This is a genomic window from Acinetobacter sp. DSM 11652 (genome assembly GCF_900109815.1).
Lineage (GTDB): Bacteria > Pseudomonadota > Gammaproteobacteria > Pseudomonadales > Moraxellaceae > Acinetobacter.
In genome coordinates this window covers 140,549-158,273 of sequence record NZ_FOBK01000009.1, presented here as the reverse complement: position 1 = coordinate 158,273, position 17,725 = coordinate 140,549, and the positions used below count along the sequence as shown (strand labels likewise).

15 protein-coding genes and 1 pseudogene are annotated in these 17,725 nt (G+C 40.0%); 7 read left to right on the top strand and 9 right to left on the bottom strand.

Annotation, left to right across the window (positions count from 1 at the left end):
- The 9 genes from BMW42_RS10355 to BMW42_RS10315 form a co-directional block, all read right to left on the bottom strand.
- On the bottom strand, positions 1 to 230 hold a 230-nt coding region (locus BMW42_RS10355), incomplete at its 3' end, for a transposase (RefSeq protein ID WP_171260710.1).
- 89 nt (positions 231 to 319) lie between these two features.
- Positions 320 to 1,348 (bottom strand): formylglycine-generating enzyme family protein, encoded by a 1,029-nt coding sequence (locus BMW42_RS10350; RefSeq protein ID WP_171260709.1) that lies wholly within the window; start codon positions 1,346 to 1,348, stop codon positions 320 to 322.
- A 181-nt stretch (positions 1,349 to 1,529) separates the two neighbouring features.
- Positions 1,530 to 2,945, bottom strand: coding sequence for an efflux transporter outer membrane subunit (locus BMW42_RS10345; RefSeq protein WP_092767653.1), 1,416 nt, complete (start codon positions 2,943 to 2,945; stop codon positions 1,530 to 1,532).
- Between the two features lie 12 nt (positions 2,946 to 2,957).
- Positions 2,958 to 4,934 (bottom strand): MacB family efflux pump subunit, encoded by a 1,977-nt coding sequence (locus tag BMW42_RS10340; RefSeq protein WP_092767651.1) that lies wholly within the window; start codon positions 4,932 to 4,934, stop codon positions 2,958 to 2,960.
- Positions 4,935 to 4,936: 2 nt separating this feature from the next.
- Positions 4,937 to 6,289 (bottom strand): MacA family efflux pump subunit, encoded by a 1,353-nt coding sequence (locus BMW42_RS10335; protein ID WP_092767649.1) that lies wholly within the window; start codon positions 6,287 to 6,289, stop codon positions 4,937 to 4,939.
- 123 nt (positions 6,290 to 6,412) lie between these two features.
- Positions 6,413 to 7,399 carry a DNA polymerase III subunit delta gene (holA, locus tag BMW42_RS10330; protein WP_092767647.1) on the bottom strand — a complete coding sequence of 329 codons (987 nt, stop codon included), beginning with the start codon at positions 7,397 to 7,399 and terminating at the stop codon, positions 6,413 to 6,415.
- Between the two features lie 6 nt (positions 7,400 to 7,405).
- Positions 7,406 to 7,969 (bottom strand): LPS-assembly lipoprotein LptE, encoded by a 564-nt coding sequence (gene lptE / locus BMW42_RS10325; RefSeq protein WP_035270158.1) that lies wholly within the window; start codon positions 7,967 to 7,969, stop codon positions 7,406 to 7,408.
- Positions 7,970 to 8,212: 243 nt separating this feature from the next.
- Complete coding sequence (gene leuS, locus BMW42_RS10320) at positions 8,213 to 10,834, bottom strand: leucine--tRNA ligase (protein WP_092767645.1); 2,622 nt, start codon at positions 10,832 to 10,834, stop codon at positions 8,213 to 8,215.
- 122 nt (positions 10,835 to 10,956) lie between these two features.
- Positions 10,957 to 11,316, bottom strand: coding sequence for a DUF4124 domain-containing protein (locus tag BMW42_RS10315; RefSeq protein WP_092767643.1), 360 nt, complete (start codon positions 11,314 to 11,316; stop codon positions 10,957 to 10,959).
- Between the two features lie 554 nt (positions 11,317 to 11,870).
- On the opposite strand from BMW42_RS10315, the gene BMW42_RS10310 reads away from it, so the two are divergent.
- The 7 genes and pseudogenes from BMW42_RS10310 (at position 11,871) to BMW42_RS14745 (ending at position 17,669) form a co-directional block, all read left to right on the top strand.
- Positions 11,871 to 13,598 (top strand): acetolactate synthase 3 large subunit, encoded by a 1,728-nt coding sequence (locus BMW42_RS10310; protein WP_035265632.1) that lies wholly within the window; start codon positions 11,871 to 11,873, stop codon positions 13,596 to 13,598.
- A complete protein-coding gene (gene ilvN, locus BMW42_RS10305; RefSeq protein WP_035265631.1) occupies positions 13,595 to 14,086 on the top strand; it encodes an acetolactate synthase small subunit in 492 nt (163 codons plus the stop codon). Before BMW42_RS10310 ends, ilvN begins: the two co-directional genes overlap by 4 nt.
- Before the next feature lie 104 nt (positions 14,087 to 14,190).
- Complete coding sequence (gene ilvC / locus BMW42_RS10300; protein WP_035265630.1) at positions 14,191 to 15,207, top strand: ketol-acid reductoisomerase; 1,017 nt, start codon at positions 14,191 to 14,193, stop codon at positions 15,205 to 15,207.
- Between the two features lie 114 nt (positions 15,208 to 15,321).
- Positions 15,322 to 15,420 (top strand): annotated as a pseudogene (locus BMW42_RS14975) (hypothetical protein); the annotation flags it as partial.
- A gap of 71 nt (positions 15,421 to 15,491) precedes the next feature.
- Positions 15,492 to 16,331, top strand: coding sequence for a DUF2971 domain-containing protein (locus BMW42_RS10295; protein WP_092767641.1), 840 nt, complete (start codon positions 15,492 to 15,494; stop codon positions 16,329 to 16,331).
- Positions 16,332 to 16,904: 573 nt separating this feature from the next.
- Positions 16,905 to 17,504 (top strand): XAC2610-related protein, encoded by a 600-nt coding sequence (locus tag BMW42_RS10290; RefSeq protein ID WP_092767639.1) that lies wholly within the window; start codon positions 16,905 to 16,907, stop codon positions 17,502 to 17,504.
- Positions 17,505 to 17,528: 24 nt separating this feature from the next.
- The gene (locus tag BMW42_RS14745; protein WP_171260708.1) at positions 17,529 to 17,669 is read left to right on the top strand and encodes a hypothetical protein; all 141 of its coding nucleotides are present in this window, start codon (positions 17,529 to 17,531) and stop codon (positions 17,667 to 17,669) included.
- Positions 17,670 to 17,725 lie beyond the last annotated feature (56 nt).

The following is a 17,725-nucleotide window of genomic DNA, read 5'->3' as shown; positions in this document are numbered from 1 at the left end:
ACAAAGCCAGTGACCATACGTAAAGACAGACGAAATAAGGATTTAATCATTAAGCAGCATTGGATGGCTGCGTCGGAGTAAGTTTTATTTCGTCCTTGTTTGCCTTTTGATAGAGCATACCATTGCGTAGTAGGATCAAACCAAATGGCAATATTTCCGCGATTAATGAGTGCTCGGTTATATGCGGGCCAATTGGTTGTGCTGTAGATTTTGTGTGTAGGCTTCTTCATTTGAAAATTATATGGCTGAAGAAGCCCTTAAGAATAGCTTTGTGCAACAAAGCCAATTTAAATTAGGAAATTAGAATCTCATTAAAAATTTAAGCTGTGCATCTAAATGAAAAAGATTCACTTGCATCGCGGATTTTACCATCAGTGCCTTCACTTACAGCTTTAGGATCAGCTTTTTTTCTAACGAAATTAATACCTTCACCATGTTTTGCATTATCTCCACCCTGGGGTAAAGAGCTTCTTACAACTTTATATTCGCCAGAATTAGGACCTTTAGGATTCTTAATTTCTGAATTTTTGTAATAATTTGCATCATACCAATCAAACATCCATTCTTTATTATTGGTGACCATATCATAGAAGCCTAAAGGGTTAGGTGGAGTTTCTCCTAATACAGGCAAGTGACTAAAGTTATGATATCTATATTTCTCACCAATTTCTCTATATTGAGAAAAGCTGAAAACATTAACTCCATTTTCTATATTGCCATTGTTGGTTGCATAGGCAACATATTGCCCTTTATTACGAGCTGCATATTCCCATTGTGCCTCAGTTGGCAAATTCATTTTTTTCCCTATTTGTTTACCTAACCATATACAATAATTTTGACTTTGTTGCCAATTGGCACCAGCTGGCAATTTATCGAATACTGCTTTAGGATAATCGTCTAAATATTCTGGATGAGTAATGTTATTTGCATCTAGATAAATTAAAAAATCAGCTAATGTAATTTTATTATTAGTCATTTCAAATGAATCAAGTATTACCTTGTGAGGAGGCTTATTATCATCATCAGGAGTAAAAGGTAGTTTTTGTTCGTGAGGATCTAAAGTATTTCCTTTTGGATTTTTTAAAGCTGCACTATTTGGAACAGTTTTTTCAAGTTCAGGAGTAACAAGTCCGAAGTCTCCCATGAGATATTCGCCACCTTCAACAAAAATCATATTCTTTTTAGTTTTTTCAACTAGCTGATCAATTCTCTTTTGTAAAACAGGGTCTTGTTTAGAACTTACAGAATGTTTTGATGTTGGCTCTGAAATTGCTGATTCAGTCTTAGATTTTGCACAAGCAGTTAGAGCAAGAATAGAACATAAAAGAGCAACTAAATTTTGTTTCATTATTTTAATTATTCGGCAAATTAAATAAGTTATAAGCATCATCATAATAAAATGACATTAATGGATAAAGTTTGGTTTTGTAATATTATGGAGTGAAATTTACTGCGCTTTTAGTTTATATTTTCTGAAAGTTAAATTGAAAAATAGATCAGTTAAAAAAAGCCCTTACGGGCTTTTTTGTTTAAGGCAATTGCTGAATCGGACTTCCACCCAAAGCTTGCAGTAACGTCACATAAGCATTGTACTGAGTCTGTTTGGCTTGAACCAAACTTAAACGCGCTTCACGTGTCGTGCGTTGAGCATCGATCAAATTCTTAAGTGCAATTGCACCATTTTTATAACGCACTTGCGTGAGTTGTTCCGTTTTCTCAGCGAGTTTAACATTACGTTCTTGTAAAGCGACTTGTTTGTCTATTTCATTGCGTGCGGATAACGCATTTTCAACATCGGCAAAAGCTTTGTATAGGGTCTGACGGTATTGAATAATTGACTTTTCATAATCCAATTCGTTCACACGTAAATCACGTTTCATATCATTCCATTGCAAGAAGGGTAGTGTAAGACCCGCACCCAATATTGCAGCAGGATTAGACAGCACATTACTCAGCGAAGTGCTTGAGCCTCCAGTAGTTATACTACCCGTTAAATTAATCGAAGGGTAATAACTGGCTTTATTCGCATCTTTATTGGCAAGTGCTTTGCGTAAACGTAACTCGGCTGCGTGCAAATCAGGACGCCGCGATAAAAGCTCAGCTGGTAAGCCCGATTGAATTTGCGGTAGGGCAGAAAGTGGTAAGCGCTGTGGCTCCGAGATATTCAACTGTTGCACAGGTTGATTGAGCAATACCGCAAGAGCAGTTCGAGTTTCAACTTTTTGCTGTTCGATCTGGCTTAACGTAGCTTTTTGACTTTGAACAGCTTGTTCAGCTGAGGTTAAATCAAGACCTGATACCGCCCCAGCTCGATACTGTGTTTGCACTAATTCATAAGTTTTCTGCGTACTCGCCAAATTTTGTTGAGCCACAGATAGGCGTTCATTAAGATATCCCAATTGCCAATACAATTGTGCAGTTGTTGCAATCAGGCTTTGTGCAGTGGCTTGTAAATCTTGCTCAGTCGCAAGCGCTTCCCATCGAGATGCTTCAGTTTGATTGGCCAATTTACCGAATAAATCCAGCTCATAGCTTAAGCCAGGATAGTTCAGTGAAATACCATTTGAAGAATCACCATCACCATCTAAACTAAAACGATGACCGACCGATGCACCTGCATTGCCAATACGCACACCTTGCTGACTTTCAGATTGCTTGGCTTGAAGGCGTGCTTGTTGCAAATTAATCCCAGCAACAGCTAAATCAGTATTACGGGCAATCACTTGTTCAACCAATTGGTTGAGCTGTGCATCACCAAATAATGTCCACCATTGATCATGAAAAGCCTGTTGGTGGATATTTTGGCTGTGTTGTTGGCTGTTTTGAAAGCCCTGTGGAATATCGGCTGCAGGAGCTTGATAAGGCGTTTTCACTACAGCCGCACAGCCGACTAAAGAGCCTGTTAATGCTAAGGTCATGAACAGTTTATGAAGTTGATTACGCATAGTTATACCTTATTATTCTCTTGACAGTGCATCGACAGGATTTAAACGAGCAGCATTTCGTGCTGGGATAAAACCGAATACGATCCCGATTAAACTTGAACAAACGAATGCAGCTATTATTGATGTGGTTGAATACGCCATTTGGAACGTGCCACCAGCAAAGTGTGTAATCAGCTGACCAATTCCCAGTGATAATAACACCCCAAGGATACCGCCTAAAATACACACTAATACGGCTTCAATCAGGAATTGTTGCAAAATATCGCTTTGTCGAGCACCCACGGCCATTCGCACACCAATTTCTTGCGTTCGTTCAGTGACAGACACCAACATAATGTTCATGACACCGATACCACCAACGACTAAAGAAATCACAGCAATCGCAGAAATGAGTAAAGTCATTGTAGCGGTAGTTTGCTGGATGGTTTCACGAATACTGTCCGCATTTTGAGTGAACACGTCTTGCGCCCCGTGGCGTTGAACGAGTAAATTCAAGATTGCATTTTCAGCAGCAGTGCTTGAATATTCATCTTTTACACGAACGATGATGCTTCTCACATTCGACTGTCCAAGCATTCGACTCATGACGGTTGAGTAAGGGAGATAGACATTAAGACTATCTGAATTACCCATTGCACCTTGTTGAGCATCTACGATACCAATAATACGACTAGGTACACTGCCCAATAGAATTACTTGACCAATAGGATCCGTACCATCGCTAAAGAATGTCTTTTGGGTATTGGTATCAATCACAACATCTTGGGCTTGTTCAGTAACACTATGTTTGTCAAATGGTTGACCTGATTTAAACGTTAAACCACGCACATAGAAAAAGTCTTCACTCACGCCATTGACTGTCGTGGATGCCTCTACATCTTTATATCTTCCCGTGACAGAACTATTGACTGAAGGACTTACACCATCTACGTAAGGCTGTTCCGCTAATGCATCAGCATCAGCAGGGATTAAGGTCTTGGCCTGAGAAGATCGGGAGTTATCACCAAAACCACGTCCTTGGTAGACCGTAATGGTATTGGTCCCCAAACTACTAATATTTTCTAAAATTTGTTTTTGTGATCCATTACCAAGTGCGACAACCGAAACGACAGATGCGATCCCGATAATGATTCCGAGCATAGTCAAAAAAGTACGCATTCGATGAGCATTCATGGCCAGAAGTGCCATGCGGAAAGCTTCACCTAAACGGTCTAAAGCTGAACGCCAAGACGATGTTTTCTTTTGCTCAGCACGAATCAATTCTTCACGTTCAAAGCCATCATCAATCTCAGGAACATTGGGTTCATCTGAAATAATATTACCGTCTGAAATCTCAATAATACGAGTCGCATTTTTGGCAACATTGTGATCATGAGTAACGAGAATGATGGTATGACCTTTGGCATTCAGTTCGCGTAAAATACGCATCACTTCAATACCGCTTTTTTTATCTAATGCACCTGTAGGCTCATCGGCGAGAATAACATCACCGCCATTCATCAACGCGCGAGCAATCGAAACACGCTGTTGCTGACCGCCCGAAAGTTGGCTCGGGCGGTTTTGGGTTTTTTCACCTAGACCTAAATCGGACAAAAGCTGAACTGCACGATCATGGCGTTCAGAAGCATCAGCACCGGCATAGATCGCAGGGACTTCGACGTTACCAGCTGCATTTAAGTCACCAAGTAAATGGTAGCGCTGGAAGATGAATCCGAAATATTCACGGCGTAATTGAGCAAGTTCATCAGGTTCTAGCTCACGTGTTTCGCGGCCCTTAACCTTGTAGCTACCATTGGTCGGTTTATCTAAACATCCTAAGATGTTCATCAGTGTTGATTTTCCTGAGCCTGATTGACCTACAATGGCAACCAATTCTCCAGGATAAATCTCAAGATTTACCCCTTTTAGAATTTGCACAGTAGATTCACCAGCAGGGAATTCACGGGTCAGGTTTTTGACCTCGAGTAGAGGTGTTCTGGTCTGACTCATAATTACATTCTCATTGGGCCAGCGCCACCACGTGCGCCACGTTTAGCTGAGTCATTTGATGAGTCAGAGCCATCAGCGATCACCACCTTATCGCCTAATTTTAAACCGCGTAAAACTTGCGCTGTTGCACGGTTATTTAGACCGATAAGAACAGGGGTCGGTTTGGCTGTGCCATCTGCTTGAAGTACGCGTACCATAGCCATGGAAGCTTTACCTTGATCGACTAATGCCTTTTCCTCAGCGGTTAATTCTAAACGCTTAGGACGATCAGCTGATGAACGTTCGGCACGCCCTTCACCACGAGCTTGTTCATTGCGTTCTTGGGCATTTGAACCCGCATTTGCACCACGCTGGCGAGCAGGACGATTAGAGCTTTGAACAGCAGAAGATGGAATAGTCAGTGCATTCTTTACTTCATCTAACACGATATAAACTTGTGCAGTCATATCAATACGCAATTTCCCATCTTCATTAGGAACATCGAATAGAGCGTTGTAATACACAGCTGTACTTGATGAAGATGAATTTGAGTTGTTGGTTTCTGTATTAATTGAGTTAGGTGCAGGTTCAACTTGACGCAGTGTTGCGTAATGCTTTTTCTCGCTATTACCTAAAGTAGTGAAATAAACAGTTTGACCTTCCTCAACACGCATAACATCTGCTTCAGAAATTTCAGCCTTAACCGTCATGGTGTCAAGTTTTGCTAATTTCACGATGGTTGGCGCGCTTTGATTCGCGTTCACTGTTTGACCTTCTTCAGTCACAATTGCCACAATTGTGCCATCCATCGGAGCAACGATACGGGTATAGCCTAAATCTTCTTTAGTCGTCGCCAGTGATAAACGAGATTGCTCGATTTGAGCATTCATCGCGACGATATCGGCTTGAGCAGTTTTATAACTTGCTAATGCGGACTCATATTCGGCACGAGAAGTTGCATCTTGGGCATACATGGCTTTTTGGCGATTATATTCCGCCTCAACTTTAGTCAGATTTGCTTGTTTGACTGCCAATTGAGCCAACTGATTTTTAATGCTGGCTTCAGCTGTTTTTAGATCATTTTCCTGACGAACGGAGTCGATTTGAGCAATCAGTTGATCTTGTTTGACTTGGTCGCCCAATTGCACATACATTTTTTTCACCTGACCTGAAACCTGTGCACCAACGCTAACCATTTTGGTCGCTTCTAATACACCTGTTGCAAGGACAGAGTTTTCAATATCACCACGTGTCACTTCAGCGGTAATCAACTGAGGTTGCTCATCTTTAGGTTTAAAGAAATGCCAAGCTAAAGCGATAGCTGCAATCGCAATGATCGCGATGATAATCAATTTCGTTGGTTTTATTTTTTGCATGGCGATATTGAAAAATGACAGAAATTGAGAGAATTATAATGATGAAATAAGGATAAAAAGTGTATTTTTCTTAAATAAAATCAATAATCATTCTTATATTTATAAATAAACCTTGCTGGTTAACTAAGCAAACAAGGTTTTTCCACATAATTCAGCAATCGCTTGTTGTATGAGGTGTTCTGGATTTTCAATATTTTTGCCTTTGATGGCAGCATCGATTCTTAATAGCAACTGTGGCCATGTGAGAAATTGCTTGGGATTAAGACGTCTCAAGGCTTGTTGGTAAAGACTGACTTTGGTTTTCCAAATGCCGAGTTGTAATGCATTTTGTGGTTGCTCAAAGAGTTGCATTAATAAGCGCATTTCTTTGCTTACCGTCCATAAGACCAAACTATGTGGTTCGCCAGCTTCGACTAAATATTGATATATTTTAATCGCTTGGCTTAGGTTGCCTGAAATCAATGCATCGCTTAAATCAAAAGTGGTATAGCGTGATTGATCTTGTAAGCATTCGAGCAAATGTTGCATTTCAAGATGCTGTACATCAGGGAATGTGTCTGCAAGACGCATTAAGCTGTTTTTGGCAGCCAATAAATTATGTTCATGGTGGACTTCGAGCCATTGCCATGCATCTTGACTCAGTTGAATTCCAATTTTATCAGCTTCTATGCTGAGTATGCGCTGACGATCTTGCGCATAGGTTGCTGTAAGGGGAACCACGACACCATTGGCTTCAATAGTCTGAAAAAACGCCGACTTTAAGCTGCTACTATCTTGCTTAGGCATAATGATCAACAACAAGTTGTGTTCATTATGCTGGATATAATGCTTGAGTAACTTTAACGCATTGGTATCTGGCTTAATGTTGCCATGGACCTCTATTGCGAGATTTTGTGAAAACAGCGAAAGGCTGTTGAGCGCGTTAAATACGTTTTTCCAATCAGCGACGCTTTGGATGTCATAGCGTTCTCTTTCCACGTGATTGATGAGCCAACTTTGACGGAAAGCATCTAAAAGATTTTGTTCAAGTAAAGGTTCTTGACCATGTAATACCCATGCACCACGTGCTTCGTTTACACGTTTTAATGCTTGTAGATAATCTAACTTCATTCTGAGTTACGGATTTTCAGAGGCAGTAGGTTCAAAAGTTTGTTGCACAGGTAACAGTACATTTGCTTCTGCTTTTGGCAGACGGTTTGCAGCAATTTGACGAGAGATCTGTTGAGCGACATCGTCAATTAAGATTTCACTGAGATATTTATTTTGTTGATCATCTGTGTTCACGGTTGCAACATTATATTGATATGTACGTGTCGCAGTTAAAGTTCGAGGTTTTGTTACCAAGTTACCTTGACGATCTTCGATTTGGAAAGTCACAGAAAGTCTAAGTAGAACTTCAATGAGTTTGCCGTTGAGCTCATGGCGAATTGGCTTATAGTCGATGATACGCAATACATATGCATCGTTGGAATTACTCAGTTGCACACCTGCAGCAGTAAGATAAACACTGAGTTTACGCTCTAAATCAGAAGTATTGGCAGGGAGTGCTAATTCAAGCTTTGTATAAGCCAGTGGCGTTGAAGTTGGATTGGTCCCTTTTAGATGAAATCCACAGCCGACCATAGTTGCGCTTAAGCCTAAAGTTAGAACAGCAATAGCTAAACGTTTGCTCAAATGCATGATAGATCCTCTGTGTATTTCCTGAGACGCAGGATAAATTTTCAATATTCTGATTGTATGTGCAAAGCCCGTTGACTGGCAACGGGCTTTGTTTGGGAATTGTGAAATCCTTATATTCCCCTCTTTTTAAAAGAGGTGAGAAGCAATGCTTCGCAAGGGAGATTAAATCCCTCCAAACCTCCCTTTCTTGCGCTTTGATCTAAAGCTGTGCTTTATATCTTACTCAGGGAGGCTTTAAGGTTCTTAAACCACCAAATTCACTAATTTATTCGGAACAACGATTTCTTTCTTGGTTGGACCTGTTAAGAATTGTTGTACTTCAGGCAATGCTTTTGCTTGCGCCAGAATGTCATCTTTCGATGCATCTACAGACACTTCAAGTTTGCCACGAAGCTTACCGTTCACTTGAACCACAATGGTTTGTGTATTACGTGTTAATGCAGATTCATCCACTTGAGGGAATAATGTTGCATTTAACTCGATACCAAACTGCGCCAATAACGTTTCACTTAAATGCGGTGCAAATGGTGCAAGCAAAGTTAAAAGCGTTGTAATAGATTCACGTGCAACAGCAACATCGTTGTCATCTTTCGCTTCAAACTTATTGTTCGCATTCAGAAGTTCCATCATCGCTGCAATCGCAGTGTTAAATGCATGACGACGTTCGATGTCATCACCCACTTTTTGGATGGTTTCGTGAGTCTTACGACGTAAGTCTTGAGCCGCAGTTGAAAGCGCAGCTTTATCAATCGCTGATGCAGTATTACCTTGTTCAAGGAAACCAGTTGCCAAGCGCCATACACGTTTTAAGAAGCGGTTTGCACCTTCCACACCTGCATCTGACCATTCAAGTGATTGATCAGGTGGTGCAGCGAACATCATAAATACACGTGCAGTATCTGCGCCGTATTGGTCAATAATAGATTGTGGGTCGATACCGTTATTTTTCGATTTCGACATTTTTTCTTGACCGCCAACGATAACGTCTTGACCATCACCTTTGTATTTTGCAGATGTGATACGACCTTTTTCATCACGCTCAAGTTCGATGTCAGCAGGGTTGAACCACGTTTTTTTACCTGATTCAGATTCGCGGTAATAGGTATCAGCAAGTACCATACCTTGCGTTAACAAGTTGGTGAATGGTTCGTTACCTTGTACTACACCTTCATCACGCATCAATTTGTGGAAGAAACGTGCATATAACAAATGCAGAATCGCGTGTTCAACACCACCGATGTATTGGTTTACAGGAAGCCAAGTTTGTCCCGCTTCAGGTTTAACCATACCACCAGTAAAGTCAGGCGATGCGTAACGCGCATAGTACCAAGATGATTCTACAAATGTATCAAGTGTATCTGTTTCACGACGTGCATCGCCGTTACAGCTTGGACATTTCGTTTCATAGAACTCAGGCATCTTGTTGAGAGGGTTACCTGAACCATCTGGTACAACGTCAGTTGGAAGTACAACAGGAAGTTGGTCTTCAGGTACTGGCACTTGACCACAGGTTGGACAGTTAATCATTGGAATAGGACAACCCCAATAACGCTGACGAGAAACACCCCAGTCACGTAAACGGAATTGAACTTTTACATTCGCAAGACCTTGAGGTTCAAGTTTTGCCAAGAATGCATCGAATGCGCCTTGGAAGTCTAAACCTTCAAATTCGCCTGAATTGACCAATTTACCTTCTTTTGAACCGTACCATTCTTGCCACTGAGTCGCATCAAAATCATTATCATCAGCGCCTTTCGCATCAATGACTTGCTTAATGGTTAAGCCGTATTTGTTAGCAAACTCGAAGTCACGTTCATCGTGTGATGGAACCGCCATCACTGCACCTGAACCGTAAGACATTAATACATAGTTTGCGATCCAAACAGGTACTTCTTCGCCTGTTACAGGGTGCTTAACTGACAAACCTGTTGCCATGCCTTTTTTCTCGGCAGTCGCAAGGTCGGCTTCTGCCACAGAACCCATACGGCATTCTTCAATAAATGCAGCTAATTCAGGGTTGTTCTCAGCCGCTTTAAGCGCCATCGGATGTTCTGCTGCAACTGCAACATACGTCACGCCCATTAAAGTATCAGCACGTGTAGTAAATACAGTTAAGCCATCTGCATAAATTTCAGGATTTGCTGATGGGAAGGTAATTTCCATACCCTGTGAGCGACCAATCCAGTTACGTTGCATCGTAAGGACTTGTTGTGGCCAACCGTCTTTGAGTGTGTCCAAATCGTCAAGTAATTCTTGCGCATAGTCGGTAATGCGGAAGTAGTACATTGGAATATCACGTTTTTCTACCAATGCACCTGAACGCCAACCACGACCATTTTCTACTTGTTCATTTGCAAGTACAGTTTGGTCTACAGGGTCCCAATTTACCGTTGAAAGCTTACGGTAGATTAAGCCTTTTTTATAAAGCTGAACGAATAACCATTGTTCCCAGCGATAATATTCTGGTGTACACGTTGCAAATTCACGATCCCAATCAACCGCAAGACCTAATTTTTTAAGCTGATTACGCATGTAATCGATATTTTCAAAGGTCCATTTTGCCGGTGCAACTTGGTGTGCAATCGCAGCATTTTCAGCAGGTAAACCAAACGCATCCCAACCCATAGGTTGTAATACAGTTTCACCTTTGAGACGGTGGAAGCGGCTGATCACGTCACCAATCGTGTAGTTACGTACATGACCCATATGCAGTTTGCCACTTGGGTAAGGGAACATCGAGAGGATATATCGACGTGGACCTTCTACAGTGTCGGCAACTTTAAAGGCTTTGCGAGATTCCCAGTCCTGTTGAACTTGGGGCTCAATCGCACTGGCTTGGTATTCAGAGTCAATGTGAGTAGTCATATACGTAATACAAGAGAACGGTTAAAAAATTTAGCGCACAGCATAGCGCAAAAAGCACTTAAAAGTGAATTTTACAGACTGAAAATGGATGCAAAACTTAAATTAAGATCAAAAAGACAAATTCACTCATTTGAAACTTGAGTTTCGCTTAATGGAGCAGCATTTGTGTTTTGTGACTCAGTATTTGATGTACCGTTTGTTTGCTGTTGCGTTGGTATCGTTTGAGTCTGTGAGGTTTGAGGAGCTTCGCTCTGGTTTGTATTGGTATTGACAGATGTTGTTGGTGCTTTCCAACCATACGTTTCAACTTTCCCTTTCTTTTTTGCTGATTTTGGTGGTGGGGTGGTGGTGTAGTGGGTTGAACCATTTTGATCGACCCATTTGTAATATTCTTTTGCCTGCACCATAGATGAACAAATAGAAACGAAAACGACCGTTGATGCTAAACAAGAAAGTTTTAAAGATGATGCTAGTGAATTCATGACTTCACCTATAAAGAAATAAGAGGGGAATGAGTTTTTTTACACGTTTATATCGCAGTATTTTGCGAGAAACTGATGAAGATTAATTGGTTTTATTTTAATCAAAAAAATCATTTTGCGTGGAAATTGTTTTTTATAAATATTAAAAATAAGTGTTTGAAATTTTTTTTATAAATCATCCAACCAAAAGTTATCGTTTGAAAAATAATCGGTTGGTAAATAAACAATAAAAAGGTTTCGGCAAACCTTGACTTTGGTCGTGAAAAAACTAAAAATGCTGCTCTAGTTTTATATGTTTTGTTCGATCACCCTTCGAATAAATATCATAGCTTGCAATAACGTTGCCTCTAAGCCGAGACAATGAAATAGCAGAAATATGTTTATCCCAACATGTTGAATATGCAGTCGCAACTCAAACGGTTGCGATCGAAAAATTTTATTATTGCAGCAAAAACGATGAAATATGTGTGCTATAACAGTGCATACAAACGAATGAATGAAACACGACTTATGTCTCCCATAAACGTCGTGGAAATAAGATTAGGGTGAATACGTTGGAACTTTTATCTGGTGGTGAAATGCTTGTTCGCGCATTGGCGGACGAAGGCGTTGAACATGTTTTTGGATATCCAGGCGGCGCAGTTTTACACATTTACGACGCGCTATTCAAACAAGACAAAATTAATCATTACCTCGTGCGTCATGAGCAAGCTGCTGGTCATATGGCAGATGCATACTCGCGCGTAACAGGTAAGACAGGTGTTGTACTTGTGACTTCGGGTCCAGGTGCGACTAACACTGTGACACCAATTGCGACAGCTTACATGGACTCAATCCCAATGGTGATTTTGTCTGGTCAGGTTGCAAGCCATTTGATTGGTGAAGATGCATTCCAAGAAACGGATATGGTTGGTATTTCTCGTCCAATCGTGAAACACAGTTTCCAAGTGCGTCATGCGAGTGAAATTCCAGCGGTTATTAAAAAAGCTTTCTATATCGCGTCATCAGGTCGTCCAGGTCCTGTGGTTGTTGATATTCCAAAAGATGCAACAAACCCTGCTGAAAAATTTGCATACGAATACCCTGAAAAAGTAAAAATGCGCTCTTACCAGCCACCACATCGTGGTCATACTGGTCAGATCCGCAAAGCTATTGATGAATTGATCAATGCTAAACGTCCTATTATTTATACGGGCGGTGGTGTTGTTCAAGGCAATGCATCACATTTATTGACTGAATTAGCACATCTATTGGGTTATCCAGTAACCAATACATTGATGGGGCTAGGTGCATTCCCTGGTAATGATCCTCAATTTATTGGTATGTTGGGTATGCATGGGACATATGAAGCGAACATGACCATGGGTCACGCTGATGTGATTCTATGTGTTGGTGCACGTTTCGATGACCGTGTAACCAATAATCCTGCAAAATTCTGTCCAAATGCGAAAGTGATTCACATTGATATCGATCCTGCGACGATTTCAAAAACAATCATGGCGCATATCCCAATCGTGGGTGCGGTAGAGCCAGTTCTTCAAGAAATGTTAGCGCAATTAAAACAGCTGAATATTTCTAAGCCGAACCCTGAAGCTATTGCGGATTGGTGGAAACAAATCAATGAGTGGCGTCAGGTTCATGGTTTGAAATATGAAAAACCAACTGACGGTACGATGAAACCTCAACAAGTTGTTCAAGCTTTAGATAAAGTAACGAACAGCCAAGCAATCATCACTTCTGACGTTGGTCAACATCAGATGTTTGGTGCGTTGTATTACAAATACACACGTCCACGTCAATGGATTAACTCAGGTGGCTTAGGCACGATGGGTGTTGGTCTTCCATATGCGATGGCGGCTAAGCTTGCATTCCCTGACCAACAAGTTGTTTGTATTACAGGTGAAGCATCCATTCAGATGTGTATCCAAGAGCTCTCAACATGTAAGCAATATGGCCTAAATGTTAAAATCTTGTGCTTAAACAACCGTGCTTTAGGTATGGTGAAGCAATGGCAAGATATGAATTATGAAGGTCGTCACTCAAGTTCATATGTTGAGTCATTGCCTGACTTTGCGAAGTTGATGGAAGCTTACGGACATGTAGGTATTCAAATTGATCATGCGGATGAGCTTGAATCGAAGCTTGCAGAAGCAATGGCGATTAATGATAAATGTGTATTCATCAACGTGATGGTTGACCGTACTGAGCATGTTTATCCGATGTTAATCGCGGGTCAATCTATGACAGATATGTGGTTATCTAAAGGGGAGCGCACAGCATGAGACATATCATCTCTGTTCTCATTGAGAACGAATCTGGCGCGCTTTCACGTTTAGTGGGTTTGTTCTCACAACGTGGTTATAACATTGAAACTTTGAACGTTGCGCCAACAGAAGACCCAACAATGTCTCGTTTGACATTGACGACTTATGGTGATGATCACAAGATTGAGCAAATCACAAAACAACTCAACAAACTTGTTGAAGTGGTTAAAGTGGTTGACCTTTCTGAAGGTTCACACATTGAACGTGAATTGATGTTAATCAAAGTAAAAGCTTTGGGTTCTGCGCGTGCTGAAATTAAACGCACAGCAGATATCTTCCGCGGACAAATCGTGGATGTAACACCAACGACTTACACGATTCAAATCGCGGGTACAACTGAGAAAATTGATGGTTTTATTGATGCGTTGGCAGAAAATACCATTCTTGAAGTTGTACGTTCAGGTGTGTCTGGTATCGCACGTGGCGAAAAAGTTTTAACAATCTAATTTTTTATTAACAAATTCTTCCCTCCTCCGAGAGGAGGGGGTTGGCGAACCACATTAACATTCGCTAATCAAACGGAAGCCAAAGCATTTTAGCGGAGACAGCAATGCAAATTTTTTATGATAAAGACTGCGACTTATCTATCATCCAATCTAAGAAAGTAGCAATCATTGGTTACGGTTCACAAGGTCACGCTCACGCGCTTAACCTTAAAGATTCTGGCGTTGACGTAACTGTTGGTTTACGTGCTGGTTCTGCTTCTTGGAAAAAAGCTGAAAATTCTGGTCTTAAAGTTGCTGAAGTTCCTGCTGCTGTAGCTCAAGCTGACGTAGTAATGATCTTGACTCCAGATGAATTCCAAGCTCAACTTTACCGTGATGTAATTGAGCCAAACATCAAGCAAGGTGCTACTCTTGCATTTGCTCATGGTTTCTCTGTTCTTTATAACCAAGTTGTTCCACGTGCTGACTTAGACGTAATCATGGTTGCTCCAAAAGCACCTGGTCACACTGTACGTTCTGAATACCAACGTGGTTCAGGTGTTCCTGATCTTATCGCGATTCACCAAGATGCTTCTGGTAATGCACGTAACCTTGCGCTTTCTTACGCTTCAGGTGTTGGTGGCGGTCGTACAGGTATTATCGAAACTTCTTTCCGTGAAGAAACTGAAACTGACCTTTTTGGTGAGCAAGCAGTTCTTTGTGGTGGTGCTGTTGAATTGGTTAAAATGGGCTTCGAAACTCTTGTTGAAGCTGGTTATGCGCCAGAAATGGCTTACTTCGAATGTCTACACGAACTTAAATTGATCGTTGACTTAATGTTCGAAGGCGGTATCGCGGACATGAACTACTCTGTATCTAACAATGCTGAGTACGGTGAATATGTAACTGGCGTTGAAGTAATCAACGAACAGTCTCGTGAAGCGATGCGTAATGCGCTTAAACGTATTCAATCTGGTGAATATGCGAAGATGTTCATCCAAGAAGGTGCGTTGAACTACCCATCTATGACTGCTCGTCGTCGTCAAAACGCTGCTCACGGTATCGAAGTAACTGGTGCTAAATTGCGTGCGATGATGCCTTGGATTCAAGCAAACAAAATCGTCGATAAAGAAAAGAACTAAGTTCTAATTTCTAAGTCAAAAAGCCCTTGTTTTTAACAGGGGCTTTTTTTATGAGACATAAAAAATAAAGCTAAATTATTTGACGTAAGCTTCGTGCCTCAAATAGATGAAATCAATGCTTTTCTTTCCTTGCACTTCACTCAGAACAGTGTTCTGAGTTTGCTCATACCCTGGATTCAAGCGAACAAAATCGTAGATAAAGAGAAAAACTAATTTTCTTATCTAGCTGATTTTTATGCTATAAAACCCTGCGAAAGCGGGGTTATTTTTATTGGATAAAAAAAATGATTTTATATAAATATGTGGGATTTGAGGCAGGTTTAAAAATATTAGAAACAAATACTTTGGGATTTTCACATCTAGAAGATTTTAATGATCCATTTGAAGCAACAGCTTTAGCGTTGGTGGAAGATAATGTTCCTATTTCTGTACAAACAGGAGCTATAAGAAATAGGTTGTCTAGAAAATATGCTATTTTATCATTAACTCGTGCACCTTTAAATCCACTTATGTGGTCTCACTATGCTGATAGCTATAAGGGGATGGTTATTGGTATAGATACAAAATTAGCGGGTTTAGATGATGCTAAAAACTTTTTAATTCCATCGAATAGAGGGGAGGTAATTTATTTAAATACTCCACCTAGACAATCTCATAACATTGATGCAGATACGTTAATGTCTATCGGTGATTGCTCTATTTTTAACTGGAATAACTTTGAAGAATTTCTAAAACATGCCTTTTTATATAAATCGTTGTGTTGGTCGTATGAGGAGGAGGTTCGCATAGTTAAAAATATAAGTGCTGCTCCTTTTGGTTATCATTTTTCAACAATCACTGAAGCATTAATTGATAATCAATATTGGAAAAGAGTACAGCTCCCTACTCGCCCCATCTATACATTGCAATTACCAAAAGAAGCTTTTGTAGAAGTCTATTTAGGGAAAAATACTTATATTGATCAATGTAGAAAGCAAGAAAAAACCAAACCAATCATAGATCATAAAGTTGAGAGGATTGAACAGTTAAAAATGATTTGTCAGCTAAGACAAATACCATTAAAGGGTGTAAGTGTGAACTTAGAAACTTGGGCTTTGCAAAGCCGAATAATTAGTTCGGATTAATTCTTAATTTTAGATGTCTATTTCTTATTTTTAAATTCTATTTTTTTTATATATCCCAAAAGCTAAATATAAAGTTAAGGTTCATATCTTATTTGGTGAAATTATTTTTATATTGCTAAACCCTATTTAGGCCATTTACTGATTAAATCCAGAAACTAATTTTCATAACCTCAAGATATTGATAATAAGTCACCGGTATTTTAGGAACTTTGAATTCTGAGACTTGTCTTTTTGTAATGCATTGAAAAAAAAGACGACAGGCATGATAAAAATAGTCATTAAAAAGTAACTCAATGACAGGTAGATTGAGTTGCAGTCGATAGAGGCTTAGCTAAACACAATAATTAGTATCTAACAAGAATACTTAATAACTCAAGGATTGAGGTTGGGAATGAAATTATCGTTTGTATGTTACTTATTGGCGATCTTGCCCATCTGTGGGTTGGCGCAACGAACAACTGATATCGAGCAAAAAAAACAAATAGTGATGCTGAGCTTGTCTTAGATAATGTTCGCGTATCAATGCAGCGATTATTAAGGTCAACAGACAACGAATATTTTTTGAGTCTTTATATGGATGTGCTTCATCCAAATGCAACGCTTACTTCCTTCAAAGACAACGTCACTATCCAATTAAAAGGGGAGCAAAAAGGCGATCAAGTTCTTTTTAAAGCAGAACAACCGAGTGATGATTCAAATGCAATTCAAGAGTTGAAAGGACAGCTTAACTATAAAACGAATGTATTTAAATCTACATTGGTCAATCATGCGGGTGTGATTCGAATAAAGAAATTCGAGCCTGCTTTTAAAGTAAAAAATATGTCTGATGTGAGTTTTAATTTCTATGGCATATCTAAAGCTAACCATCCTTTCAAACGATTTATGACACGTATCGAGGTGTTTGACAAAGCCAATCAAAAAAGCATGCAAATACTTGAAGGCTTTCAAGCGTTTCCCAATAGTATTGGCTATATGGATATTAACTTTGATGGATACTACGATGTGATTTTATCGGATCTGTCTCAAGATCGAACAGTTCAAGATAAACGTTTTATTTATTGGATGTATAACCCCAAAACACGACAATTTCAACGTTCTCCACAAATGGAAAAAATCGTAGGATTTCCGACATTGCATGGTGAAAAGCAACAGATCGATTTTTCTAATGGATAGGTTTATACAATTGTTGAAGGCAGTTTGAAACCAGTTGCAGTTAATGCTGAACAAGAAACTAAACAATTCGAAGATCGGACATCATCAGAATCCTCTGTAGCACTTCAAGGAGAAAACTTGGAAAAACGGATTGAAGAACCACCAGTTAACTCTGGTCAAGAGTAAGCGAATGAGCTAGGCAGCGATGTAAATCGTGTTCAAGAGCAAGAGCCTTAAAATGT